Below are 13,054 nucleotides of genomic sequence, written 5' to 3'. Positions count from 1 at the left end.
TGAGAGGAAGAAACAAATATGAAAAAAGGAAAAGTAATCAATTCAGATATTTCACGAGTAATCGCACAAATGGGGCACTTTGATAAATTAAGTATCGGGGATGCAGGCATGCCTGTCCCCTTTGGTACTGAAAAAATAGATTTGGCTGTCTCAAACGGTCTTCCAAGCTTTTTATCTGTTTTAGAAAACGTTTTAGAAGAACTTGAGGTACAATCGATTGAATTGGCGGAAGAAATAAAGACAATGAATCCGGAAATATTGGAAAAAATCAAATTATTGTTACCAGATACACCGATTAGCTTTATCCCACATGAAGAAATGAAAAAAGAGTTGAATAACTGTCATGCATTTATTCGTACAGGCGAAATGACACCTTACGCCAATATTATATTAGTGAGTGGAGTGGTCTTCTAATGGAAACGACAATGAATCCTGAACAGATGGTACTGTCCGAGCAGATTCATATGCTGATTGAACAGTTGGGAGGAAAAGACAATATTGATTCTGTCCTTCCATGTGCGACTCGGCTTCGTATCAAATTGAAAAAACAGCCAGTAGCCAATGCAGAAAAATTAAAACAGCAAATCCCTTCCATTAAGTATTTCATTTTACTCGATAGATATGCAGAAATAATCATGGATCAGGGATTGGCTCCTGCTTACAAGGAATTGACGCGTCAAATCGATCATTCAGCTCCGAAAGAAAAGCTAAATCCGATCGAAAAACTATTTGGTTTGATATCGGAAATCTTTACGCCGATCATTCCGCTGTTTGCCGGTTCTGGTATATTAAAAGGTCTGGTTGTTTTAGCGACTACGATTGGCTGGCTTAGTGAAACAAGCGGAACTTATCATATTTTGTCTGCTGCGTCGAATGCCGTCTTTTATTTTCTGCCAATCTTTCTTGCTTTTTCTGCTGCCAAAACGTTTAAAGTGAATGGATATATTGCGGCTGTCATTGCTGCAGCACTGATTGAACCGAATCTGACCTCTTTACTTTCAGACAGTGGCAAAGCAGCTACTGATTTTCTGGGGATTCCTGTAGTACTGATGCAGTATACGTCTACTGTCATGCCGGCGATTTTAGGTATTTTCTTTTATTCTTTTGTTGAAAAATTCCTCAAAAAATATATTCGCGAAAATATGCAATTAGTATTTGTACCTTTACTTTCATTAGTTATCACGGTTCCTTTGACGTTAATGGTATTCGGGCCTGCGGGTGTTTACCTTGGCGAAGGTTTAGCTGCCGCAATTACTTGGATGATGGATATTAACGGACCGATCAGTGGCGCAATCATCGCTGGTGGTTGGAATATTTTGGTAATATTTGGTATCCAATGGGCTGTAAACCCTGTCATGATCAGTAATATCTCTGCTTATGGGTTCGACCGAATCGTTCCGTTGACAGGAGCAGCCAATTTTGGAATGGCTGGTGCAGCTTTAGGTGTATTTCTGCGAAGTAAACGTTCAAAAACCCGTTCGATCTCCGGTTCTGCTTTTGCTTCGATTTTACTTGCGGGAGTGACCGAACCAACTGTTTACGGAATTGCGATCCCATTGAAAAAACCATTTGTTGCTGCTTGCATTGGTGCAGCTGCTGGTGGAGCTGTAATGGGATTTGCCCAAGTGAAAGCGATCGCTTTTGTATTTGGTAGTCTGACCACATTGCCTGCATTCATTTCCGGTACTTTTTTCTGGTACTTAGCAGGACTGGCTGTTAGTCTAGTCGTAGCAATGATCACTACTCTCGTTAGCGGGTTTGATGAAGACCTAATGTCTTATGAATAGTTAATGAAAAAGACTGAAGTATGAGATGTTTATCACATATTTCAGTCTTTTTCTTTTTAGGATCATTATTTTTATAAATTTTTGTGATACTTTCCAAACTTTGGTATAATTTACATATGCATAACCATTTTTATCCCCACTTGTTTATCCCCAAACAAAGGTGGTCTATGCAGTAAAATGAACGTCAAAGAAAAACGAATGAATGCTCGTTGCTTATTTACAAATTGTTTTATTTAGAATACACAGACAGATTTATGAAAAGAAAAAGCTTTTCGACACGATTATCTGTTCCAAAAAATGTCTAATGAATGCTGAATAAGACAGAAAATCAATGAAAGGAAAAGGACTAGTTTATTATGAAAAATAAAAAAACGATACGTTTGCTAGCTGCTGCTTGGCTGATTGCTCCGTCTGTTTTGTCGACCAATACCGTATTTGCCGTAGATAATCAAACAGCTGATCAAACAGTCACAACAGATACGACTACATCCAGCTCAGCTACTAGTGAAACAACGGATTCTTTTACAGAAGACCCAACTGGAACAACTAACTCAACAACAGGATCGACCGAGCCAACTGAAATTGATCCGGCTGATCCATCAGAAAATGAAAAGCCAGCCGAGACATATTCCCTTACAATTGCTCCTTCTTTGATTGGTAAGATCCAACTGACTGCTTCGACAGCGGATTCCCCTGAACAGCAACCTTTGGATATTACGGAAAGTGGAACGGTAGAAGGTTTATCAGCGGAAACGAAGGTAACTTACACTATTACGCCAGCTGAAGGTGAACAAATTGCTTCAGTCGCTGTTAATGGTGCCAAAGAAGTAAATTATGATGCAAAGACCTTCACAGTAGGTACGAACAATTTATCTATTACTGCAGAATTTGAACCTGTACCGGATACTTCAACAGAGAAACCAACTGATCCTAGTGAAGAAGTCCCTAGTACACCAGATCCGGAAACGCCAAACAAACCAGATGTGGGTAATAACAACAATAACAACAATAATAATGGTTCAAATAATTCAAACAATAATAACAATAATTCGAACAACGGGAATTCTTCGAATCAAACAAACCCATCTGGATCGAATAACAATGGAAATACTCAGAGAGAACCAAACCATCCAAACAATGGTTCATCGAATGGCGGAACGAACAATGCTTCATCTCGTCCAAATACAGCAAATCAAAGCGGTATAGAGAATCCATCTTCTGCTTCTTCTGATTTTGTTGTAAAATCACCAATTGATGCTGTATTGCCTACAAATACAACGAATGTCCAACAAGCAATCGTTCGAGAAGCATTCGAGCATCTTGGAAAACCATATGTATGGGGAGCAAAAGGTCCAAATACTTTTGACTGTTCTGGTTTGACTTATTACGTATATATGAAAGCAACCGGTCATTATATCGGTGGCTGGACAGGCGAACAGCAATATGCAGGTACGCAGATTCCAGTAAGTCAGGCCCAACCTGGCGATCTCGTCTTCTGGGGACCTTCTTCCGGTGTTACTCACCATGTAGGTATCTATATTGGGAACGGACAATTTATCCATGCGCCCCAACCAGGAGATAAAGTTCGAGTAACTTCTATTTCAGATTTCACGCCTGATTTTGCTGTCCGAGTAAACTTAGCAGGTTTACCTGCTGCTTCAGGCTCGCTAACTGGTTCATCTATTTTAGATGGATTAGATGGCTCGTTCCATTTCAGTCAAAACCAAACAACTGATCAGTTCTTGAAAAAGATTGCAGATGATGCACAGGAAATCGGGCAAAAAGAAGGAATCTACGCATCAGTCATGATGGCTCAAGCTATCCTTGAAAGTGGATCTGGAAACAGCTTATTATCAAGCGAACCAAATCATAACCTTTTTGGTATCAAAGGATCATATAAAGGAAGCAGCGTGACCTTCAATACACTTGAACAAGATAGTTCCGGACAAAGCTACCAAATCCGCGCACAATTCCGTAAATATCCTTCTTACAAGGAAAGTTTGGAAGACTATGCCGACTTGATCAAAAATGGACTGACTGGCAATCCTGATTTCTACAAACCAACTTGGAAGTCGGAAACAAAAGACTACAAAGAAGCAACCAAATATTTGGAAGGACGTTATGCTACAGATCGCCAATATTCACAAAAATTGAACGCGATCATCGAAGCGTACGACCTGACAAAATATGATGAACCGAAAAAAGAAGCAGTAACAACTGAAGAAGCAAACGCTGAAATCCTCAATATGTCTAAGCGATTCGATGTGCCAATCAAATGGACAACAGATGGCGTGCCAATCACAGGATTAGAATTTTCAACGATAAAACGCGTCAACAACGCTTCTTCCATCTTCCGTGTCGCTTCAATCTGGGATTTGTGGAACAATTTTACGGCAAGACAGATACCAGAAACAACTACTCGTACAGTTAAAGCTGCAACTGTTCCTGTACTAACCTTGTTAAGTTTAGACAAATCATTCTGGCTTGATCTGCCTTTAAAGAAATAGAATAAATTAAAAAGGGGATGTGACACTGTCACACTCCCTTTTTAATTTATCCTATTTCTTTATATTTATTTTGTATTCCGTTACAAACTCGCGTACTTGGTTAGGTTCCAGAGTGACATCTCCAAAACTTTCAAGTCGCTCCGCTCCTGGCAGTTCTTGAGTCTCAAATGTGATACCGCCATGATTTACTAATTTATTCCCGCGCATTTCCGGTCCATCTTCTCCAAAATTTGCTGTAAAAATCACGATTCCTGAAGCATCTGTTTTTACTTGGATCGATACTTTTTCATCTGGGCTTGTCAATTCCGCAGCATTTAGTAAACCAGATTGTTTTTTCAACAAAAATGGATGATCGATGCCGCCCACTATCATTGATTGGCGAAAATCACTGGCAAAGACCTCACCTAATTTTTTAGGACGTTGGAAGTCAAATGCTGTGCCACTTACTGAAACTACTTCTCCTGTAGGCGTTGTATCTTTATTGAGCGTAGCAAATAATCGGCTATTCAACCAAAGTATATGTTCGTCGATTGACTGTGCTGGATCACCGGTTAAATTGAAATAGACATGATTTGTAGGATTGAATACTGTTTTGCGGTCACTGATCCCTTGGACCGTCACTCGCCATGTATCATCGTTCGTCAGCGTATACCGTACTTCTACATCTAAAGTTCCAGGAAATCCGTTTTCCATATCTGGGCTAGTCTGATAGAAAATGACCGATGCTTCGTTTTCACCATTGATGACTGTATAATGCCACTGCTTGGCTTCAAAGCTAGGTGCACCACCATGTAAACAATGACCAGTGTCCGGGTCTGTTTTTACTTCGAACGTTTCATCATCTAATTTGAATGTGCCATTCGTAATCCGTCCAGCCATACGTCCGATTGAAGCACCGATATAAGGGTCTTTTTCTAGATATTCTTTTGCTTCATCAAAACCTAAGATCAACTCTCGTTTTTCATTATCGATTATTGTTTGAAAATGAACAACCCGTGCCCCAAGATCACTGACAGACAAAGATGTCCCATTTTGATTCGTGATCGTAATCAAGTGATAGTTTTCGCCAAAATTTTGTTCATTGATTTCCATGTTCCTTGCACCCTCTTTTCTTTCATTTGCACTGATTCCAGTATACATGGAAACCGTTTTCTTAACAGCTTATTCCGTGAGTAACGAGAAAAAATTTACTATATTCTAATAAAAGACCGCGAAAAAAGGTTGTGACAAAAATATTGTCACAACCTCTTTTTCCGAACAAACGGTGTTCAAAAGCTTGCATCTGCGGTAATAAGCCCAACCAAACGAAAAATATGAGGAGCTATTTTTGCTTGGCTGTTCTTATTACTTGATGCAGGACAGCTTTTTCACAATCTCTTTTTCAATACGATTCCAGTATATAACCATGTCGTCAGTACATAGTAGATGAAATACAATACGAAGAAGATCGTAAATGGTATCCAAATGCCTTGGTATGGATTGTGCAAGAATAGACCAAACATTTGTAATCCGAATAAGACATGGACTACACCTAAGATTCCTGGTGCTAAGAATAACACGCCTACTTCTCTACGGATCGATTGTTTAAGCAATCCGCGTCGCGTTCCTATCTTTTCAAGCATTTCATAACGAGCGATGTCACTCTTGCTTCCTGACAAGATCTTGAACATCAAACAGCTAGCAAGCATGGTCAAGAAAGCTAAACCTAAGAAGAATCCCATGAATTCAAAACCAGAGAATACACTATTATATACTTCATACATTTCATACTTCTGGTTGCTGTACTCTACTTTTTGCAAAGATGGATTGTTTGTTTTATTTTGTGTAACAAGTGCTTTGATTGGTTCCAAGTTTGCTTGGAAGTCTTTTACCTGAACTAGCTGTAAAGTAGATTGTGGCAAGTTCAGTTGATTAAATTCTGATTGACTGACTACTTTGATTTCTTTTTCTTGCTGTTCCGGCAATTCATAGCCACGAAGCTCGTCTTGTACAGTCAGTTCATTCATTTTTTCAGTAGGAACTTTTTCTTTCGTGATCTTCGGCGGTGTTCCATCTTCATGTTTTATCATGATCAATGGTTGAGCCGCAAATTCACTTGCATTATAGTAAATCGTTCCCGCATCTTCTTTTTGAGTATAAGAAGCAGAAAGTGTTGGTGAAAGTTCTTTGATTTTTTGCTGATCTTCTGCCCGAGGATTATTCATCACTAGATCATATCCAGAATTGTTTTCTGTCAAGTCTGTAATTTCATTTTTAAAACCTAATCCTACCGTCAAAGCGCCAAGGGCCAAGGCAAACAGCATAGCGACCATTGAAAGCATTTGTGTATATTCACGAATACGAAAACTTAACTGTGACAATGTGAAATTGTTCAATTTCTTCAATGAAATCTGTTCTGATTTCTTTAGTAATGATAAAAAGAAAATGATCACAGAGTGGAAAATGAAATAAGTTCCTAATACGATCGTGACTAGAGCTACTCCCATACCAAAAACTTGATAGGTCCCCACGTGCTTCATCATATAATAACCGCAGCCTAGAAAAGCAATCCCCAGTACTACTTCAAGGAAAAACAAGAATTTATGCTGCTTGATTCTTGTTGGTGTCTGATCCGCACGAATCAATGCTAAAATCGGTTTTTTGACAATCGAAAAAGCATTGACAACAGCTGCTAATAAAAACAAAACAGCAAAAAACAAAACAGTGATCAACAACCCATGAATGCTAAAAGATGTAAAATGCGAAATATTGATATCTAACTGATCCACTAATAATCGGTGGACGATACTTGTCAAACCTACACCGACAGCTGAACCTACTAAAGTAGCCACGATCCCTACTACGAATGTTTCAGAAAAAATCATCTGTGCGATTTTTCTGCCTTTTGCTCCTAGCATCATAAACATTGCATAGTCTTTTTGCCGCATCGTCATCAAAAAGGAATTCGCATATAAAATATAAACGAAGGTAATGATCCCTAGTAAAACAGAACCTAATCGGAAAATGATAACTGTAGAAGCAACGACCGTATTACTTTTCAAAAAAGCTTCGTTGCTTGCCATTGATTCAAACATGTAAAAAATAGCAGATGCCATAACTAATCCTGAGAATAACACCAAGTAGTCTCTTAAACGGCTCTTGATCCCAGTAAGTGATAATTTCCAAAGCATAGTCAATCTCCCCCTACTGTTCCAAGTTTCCAAGAATAGATAGTATTTCTCGATAGAAGGAATCACGGCTTTGATCTCCACGTTTCACTTCTTGATGGATACCGCCATCCTTGATGAATAAAATACGTTGGCAATAACTTGCAGAAAACGGATCATGCGTCACAAGAAGAATCGATACATGATCTTTTGTATTCAATTCGTCCATCGTATCTAAAAGATCCCGGGCACTTTTGGAATCCAACGCACCTGTAGGCTCATCCCCTAATAGAATCGTTGGTTGTGTGATCAATGCACGTGCGGCGGCGACCCGTTGTTTTTGTCCACCGGAAATCTCAGAAGGATAGCTTTCCAAAATATGAGAGATGGATAAACGTTCTGCAATTTTTTGGACACGTTGCTTGATTTCTTTTGGTCTGACGCCTTGTAAAGAAAGAGGAACAGCGATATTTTCTTGTGCTGTCAAGCTTTCTAATAAATTGAAATCTTGGAAAATAAAGCCAATCTCATTCGCACGAAAATCTGCTAGTTGATTTCCTTTTAATGTGGTCACATCTTTTTGATTGATTCGGATATGCCCATCTGTTGGTTTATCTAATGTGGATAAAATATTCAAAAGTGTCGATTTACCAGAACCAGAAGCGCCCATGATCCCAATAAATTCGCCTTTTTCTACATCGAAGCTGATGCCGCTTAATGCTTGCGTCTTTTTCTCATTGTTTTTTCCGTATACTTTTGTTACATTCTGTACTTCGACTATTTTGTTCATTTCTTTCCCTACCCTTTAATTAGTTTTTCCAGTGCTGTTTTCGGCACGTCTTTTTTTTCGACTTCTTCATACGAAGTGACACCTTTATTTTTGTTCCAGGTGATTTTTAAATATGCTCCTTTACGAAGCGGTCGAGTCAATTGTCCCTTGAAGTCCAGTTCTTTTTCCTTACCCTCTTTCGTATAGCCAGGCAGGATATATCTATAGTTGACTGTTTCTTGTCCAGAGTCTGACTTTGAAACTGTTTTTGTACCATCTGTCGTAATTTGTACATAGTATTCTTCTCCACCCATAACTACGTAATCTGCGATTTTCACCCCTGCAAGTACCACAACGATGAAAACAAGTAGACCGATCAGAAGTTTTTTCACTTTTTCCCCTTCTCTCTTACTTTATATACTGATTATAGAAAAAAGCGAACAATTCTGCCTTCGAATCAACTATCATTCTTCTTTCAATTTTGTCATTTTCTTTAAAACAACTAAAAAAAGAGTTCAAGACAATAATCCGTCCTAAACTTCTTCTTCCTATCTTACAAAAAGTATGTCACTTACGGTCTTTCATGTCGCCTGTATTGATAACAGGTTGCGTTCCTTTGTCTGTAATGATTGAGACAAGTAAATTATTGATCAATTGGACTTTCCGATCATCGGTGAAATTGATTTCTTGTCCATCTTCGATTTGCTCTAAGGCCATTTGAGTGATTGTGACAGCTCCTTCAACAATGGTTTGTCGAGCAGACAAAATGGCTTTTGCTTGTTGACGTTGGAGCATGGCACTAGCGATTTCTGTTGCATAGGCTAAATGGTTCAAGCGTGTTTCGATTACTTCGACACCTGCTACTGCTAAACGCTCTTGCAGCTCTTTTTGCAACTCGTCAGACACTGCCGTCGTGTTTCCTCGAAGCGTCAAATCATTCTCATTGAATGTATCATACGGGTATTGGCTAGCGATATGCCGAATGGCTGTCTCACTTTGGATTTCTACAAAATCTTGATAATACGCTACATCGAATAATGCCTTTGCTGTATCAACGACTTTAAAGACTACTACTGCTGAGATTTCGATGGGGTTTCCATCCAAATCATTGACTTTTAAAACAGAACTATTGAAATTCCGAACTTTCAACGAAACAGTCATTTTTTGTGCCAAAGGTATCGTAAGGAAAAAGCCATTTTCTCGAATCGTACCTAAATATTGTCCAAAAAACAAAATTACTTTTGCTTGATTAGGACTGACTACAGTTGCCGAACTTAACAACAATAACGTGATCAATCAAAGAAAAACACTTAAAAAAAGTGCCCAAACTTTCGCTTGCCACATGCCTAAATAGAAGAAAAACAATCCAACTAAAGCTAATACGACCAATCCGACAATCCCTGCATAGCCATTGATATAAAATGCTCTTTTTTCTCTCATGCTACTTCCTGCGCTCCTTTATCCTTCAATAAATATCTAATGTTACTTTTTTAATTTTTTTTTCGAATACGCGCCATTACACCTTCTAGTTCTAACTCTTTGTCTTCAGTGATGTACCAACCGCTTGCCTGTGTCCCTCCGGCTGCCTGCGGTAAATAATCCAATTTTGTTCGAACCCAGTGCTTTTCTTCTGTAAAATAGTCTTCTACCAAGATCTCTAGATCCATCCCTGCTGAAAGAGGCAAATCTTCCCGAACAGATTTAAAGATAAATCGTTCCTTCTTCCCATCATACTTCAATATTCCTGTATCGATAATCGGTAAAGAATAATAATCCAGCTCTTTCTTCACCGTCAATAAATGTTTGAAAACTTCATGGTACACTTGCTCTAATTGGCGACCTTCTGAATTGTTCGGGTAATTAACCATCACTTTTTCTTTGTCTGGATCATAGAAGGTTTGGCTTAGTTGAGTGATATAAGTATGTAATCTTTCCATTTCTGTCTTTAACTTTTCTCTTTGACCTTCTTCTACCTTCATATACTCTTTCACCCTGTTTTCTTTTTAGATATTTTCTTTCTTATTTTACTATAGTTATGTGCGTTAAGCGATGAAAAACAGCAAAGATTGGAAGGATCTTTGCTGTTTTTTCTTAAAATATCCAGTTGAGTACAGGATCAATCTGTTTCATTGTCCTCTTGATCCGTCGTAATATTGATCGATGTGTCTTTAGCAGTGATCTTTAGCTTTTTCTGTCCTTGTTCTAACAAAGTATTTGTTATTGGCTGGTAGTCTTTTTCAATATAAGATTCACCAGACGTTTGGATAGTATAGCCACTGTTTTCCATCTCATGCAAAGATAAATTACCACCGTTTAGGATGACTTTTCCTTCTTTGCTGATCAAACTGTCTTCTAGATGGAAGTTGCTGTTTTCACCTGTGACGATCAAGTTATCCACATTGGCCTCATCTAGTCGAAGTGAGCCTAATTCATCTTTCGCAGTTATTGTTCCTCCTGTAAATTCATTGAACGATACCCAGCCATCATGTGTCTTAGTATTCACTTTTTTGATTGATACTTCGTTGATATCAACTGCACTATTATTCCCTTCGATTGTCAATTCAGATAATTCATGATCTGCAGGGACAACAATTGTGATTTGTGCACTTGTGTCTTCTAAACTAATGATTGCACCTGTTGATTTTTTGACTGCATTCACAGTCAACACGCCATTTTTCTCCTTTATTTCTGGCTTTTCTGTCTTATCATAAGTCGTTTTTATCTCAAAATCCAATCCGCGTATGACCGAAACTGTTTGATTTTCTGCATGGATGACGATTTTGTTTGCATCCTTGATTTTTTTTGTCTCAGTAACCATATCGATCAACCGAGGACCATTATCCCAAGTCAGACTCTTTTGAGCGCCTAATGTATAAGTTGCACCTGCTAGGAGGCCACCAGTAAGCATCAGACCAATACCGGTAATCAAAAAATGTTTCAATCTCAATTTATGTGTCCTCCTTCAAACGCCCGCTGAATGCAGATCTCTTTTTGTAATAAAACGTCGTCCCATCCATTTAACAAAGTTCATCATGACATAAAAAAGCCCTTTTGTTCCTTTCAGCAACAGTGGCGAAATAAATACTGCGCTTCCTGTGGCGAACAGACCGACACCGATAAAGAATAATCCACTCAGAATCGATTGTCCAAACACACTGATTCCTGATATGATCATGAATAGGCCAACACCTAAGATACTGATACATAAAACATAGATACTAAAAATGAGCGCTAGTAAAGCAACCAATAGTCCCCCAATAACCAATATAAACCCCAGTGCTAGTGGAATGAGGACAGGAGAAGCAAATAAACCGATAATGATTAACCAAATCAGGCGAATTTGTCTTTTTGGATTTTTCACTAACTCGTTTTCTGCTTGTTCTTCTTCTGAAAAGTAACTGATTTTTAATTTTAAGGCAAACTGCTTTGGTGTACCATATTCATCAATGATCTGATCTAATGTTTTTCCAGAATCTAAAAAATATTCCTCATAATACTGGATCAAATCAAAACGATCGTCTTCAGGAATTTCTTGAAGATGATCCACAACTTCATTCAAATATTCATTCATTTGTGCTCTCCTCCAATAACCGGTCTAAAGAATCTCGAAAAACAATCCATTCATCAATAATTTCTTCTAAATGACGACTTCCCATTGGTGTCAACGAGTAATATCGACGGTTTCTGCCTTCAAAAGGTTCATCATAGGTCTCAAGATATCCTTCTTTTTTCAATCTTCTCAAAACCGGATATAGTGTAGATTCACTGACAGAGAGACTTTCTTGTACGATTTTTGTTAAGGCATACCCATACATATCTTCCTTGCTTAATGCTGCTAGCACAGTACCATCAAGAAGAACAGTTGGAATCTGGATGTGCATTACGTCACCTTCTATTCTCAAGTGTAATATTTTATTTCAAACTATATTATACAAAATATAATATAGTTTCAAAATCAGTTTGTCAAATACAAAAAAACTGACTAAAAGATTTGATCCTTTTTAGTCAGCAAAAAAATGGCTTCTCTTTGATTTTTATTATAACAGTGGCATAATCCAATTTGTCCACATCCAGCTCAGTGGCATGATAACGATCATTGCAGGTATCATGTCAGCTACTGGGAACATTTTCACGTTGATCATTCTAAAACCGGTAGCGACCATCAAGAATCCGCCGCAAGCTTTAAAATCTAAGATCATGTCTGGTGTAGTCAATGGATAAATAAATTTTGCCAATAAGAACAAAATATAAAAAATAATGAATTGGGGAATCGCTACTACGGAAACGACATATCCTAAATTACATGCAAAAATTGCTGCTGTGAAAAAATCAAGGACAGATTTAGAAATCAAAATCGTACTGTCTCCTGTCATCCCAGAATCTAAACTTCCATAGATCCCCGTACCACTTGCACAAAATAGAACAATGACCGTCACTAATGTGCTGATAAATTCATCGTGGGTCATACCAAGCTTTTCGCTAGGGAAGATTTTAGAAATAGGTACTTGCATCAGCGCAGCCCCCTTATTTATCCCATTACCTAAATGAACAATCAGACCAATCGCTGTTCCTATCACTAAAGCAAAAATAACAGCCGGCATATTTTTCATCGGCGCAATGGAATAGATTCCCATCCCCATCGAACACACACCAAAAACCATCGTCAGCTGTGCTTTAAAATGTTCACTTAATTTATTTCCTACTAATCCGCCAATTAGTCCGCCAAGCAAAACGGAACCTACATTGATCAAAACTCCAGTTGGCATCAAAAAACTCCTCTCTTTTTCTACGAAGCGAAAAAAATCAGAAAAATTTCTGTAATTATTGCTTTCGCTGCAAGAAAGA

The 13,054-nt window shown here is 38.3% G+C and carries 14 protein-coding genes; 3 read left to right on the top strand and 11 right to left on the bottom strand.

The genetic code is table 11. The annotated features are described in order from the left end of the window. Nucleotides 1-18: 18 nt before the first annotated feature. The 3 genes from rbsD (at nt 19) to OS139_RS10775 (ending at nt 4,294) form a co-directional block, all read left to right on the top strand. Nucleotides 19-414 (top strand): D-ribose pyranase, encoded by a 396-nt coding sequence (gene rbsD / locus OS139_RS10785; RefSeq protein WP_002286295.1) that lies wholly within the window; start codon nt 19-21, stop codon nt 412-414. Further along, complete coding sequence (locus OS139_RS10780) at nt 414-1,787, top strand: PTS transporter subunit EIIC (protein ID WP_002286296.1); 1,374 nt, start codon at nt 414-416, stop codon at nt 1,785-1,787. The genes rbsD and OS139_RS10780 overlap by 1 nt, the downstream gene beginning before the upstream one ends. Nucleotides 1,788-2,143: 356 nt before the next feature. After that, complete coding sequence (locus OS139_RS10775; RefSeq protein WP_016628141.1) at nt 2,144-4,294, top strand: glucosaminidase domain-containing protein; 2,151 nt, start codon at nt 2,144-2,146, stop codon at nt 4,292-4,294. Nucleotides 4,295-4,345: 51 nt separating this feature from the next. On the opposite strand, the gene OS139_RS10770 is transcribed toward OS139_RS10775, so the two are convergent. The 11 genes from OS139_RS10770 to OS139_RS10720 all read right to left on the bottom strand — a co-directional run bounded on the left by OS139_RS10770 (nt 4,346) and on the right by OS139_RS10720 (nt 12,975). Continuing rightward, complete coding sequence (locus OS139_RS10770) at nt 4,346-5,386, bottom strand: aldose epimerase family protein (protein WP_002286298.1); 1,041 nt, start codon at nt 5,384-5,386, stop codon at nt 4,346-4,348. Between the two features lie 275 nt (nt 5,387-5,661). After that, nucleotides 5,662-7,464 (bottom strand): FtsX-like permease family protein, encoded by a 1,803-nt coding sequence (locus OS139_RS10765; protein ID WP_002331918.1) that lies wholly within the window; start codon nt 7,462-7,464, stop codon nt 5,662-5,664. 13 nt (nt 7,465-7,477) lie between these two features. Further along, complete coding sequence (locus OS139_RS10760) at nt 7,478-8,230, bottom strand: ABC transporter ATP-binding protein (protein WP_002286304.1); 753 nt, start codon at nt 8,228-8,230, stop codon at nt 7,478-7,480. An 8-nt stretch (nt 8,231-8,238) separates the two neighbouring features. After that, the gene (locus OS139_RS10755; protein ID WP_002286306.1) at nt 8,239-8,601 is read right to left on the bottom strand and encodes a YxeA family protein; all 363 of its coding nucleotides are present in this window, start codon (nt 8,599-8,601) and stop codon (nt 8,239-8,241) included. A 175-nt stretch (nt 8,602-8,776) separates the two neighbouring features. Beyond that, the gene (locus OS139_RS10750; protein ID WP_002331920.1) at nt 8,777-9,505 is read right to left on the bottom strand and encodes an SPFH domain-containing protein; all 729 of its coding nucleotides are present in this window, start codon (nt 9,503-9,505) and stop codon (nt 8,777-8,779) included. Then, nucleotides 9,506-9,649, bottom strand: coding sequence for a hypothetical protein (locus tag OS139_RS10745; protein WP_002331921.1), 144 nt, complete (start codon nt 9,647-9,649; stop codon nt 9,506-9,508). 50 nt (nt 9,650-9,699) lie between these two features. Further along, nucleotides 9,700-10,188, bottom strand: coding sequence for a DUF5348 domain-containing protein (locus tag OS139_RS10740; RefSeq protein WP_002297406.1), 489 nt, complete (start codon nt 10,186-10,188; stop codon nt 9,700-9,702). A 137-nt stretch (nt 10,189-10,325) separates the two neighbouring features. Further along, on the bottom strand, nt 10,326-11,117 hold the full coding sequence (locus OS139_RS10735) for a DUF4097 family beta strand repeat-containing protein (protein ID WP_080116607.1): 792 nt from the start codon (nt 11,115-11,117) through the stop codon (nt 10,326-10,328). 54 nt (nt 11,118-11,171) lie between these two features. Continuing rightward, the gene (locus tag OS139_RS10730) at nt 11,172-11,780 is read right to left on the bottom strand and encodes a DUF1700 domain-containing protein (protein WP_002286313.1); all 609 of its coding nucleotides are present in this window, start codon (nt 11,778-11,780) and stop codon (nt 11,172-11,174) included. Then, a complete protein-coding gene (locus OS139_RS10725; protein WP_002286315.1) occupies nt 11,773-12,090 on the bottom strand; it encodes a PadR family transcriptional regulator in 318 nt (105 codons plus the stop codon). Before OS139_RS10725 ends, OS139_RS10730 begins: the two co-directional genes overlap by 8 nt. A gap of 156 nt (nt 12,091-12,246) precedes the next feature. Continuing rightward, nucleotides 12,247-12,975: a DUF554 domain-containing protein gene (locus OS139_RS10720; RefSeq protein ID WP_002293223.1), complete on the bottom strand. Its 729-nt coding sequence runs from the start codon at nt 12,973-12,975 to the stop codon at nt 12,247-12,249. Nucleotides 12,976-13,054 lie beyond the last annotated feature (79 nt).

Source organism: Enterococcus sp. E4-223, assembly GCF_035727065.1.
In the GTDB taxonomy this organism is placed as follows: domain Bacteria; phylum Bacillota; class Bacilli; order Lactobacillales; family Enterococcaceae; genus Enterococcus_B; species Enterococcus_B faecium.
This window is presented reverse-complemented; position numbering and strand designations above follow the sequence as displayed.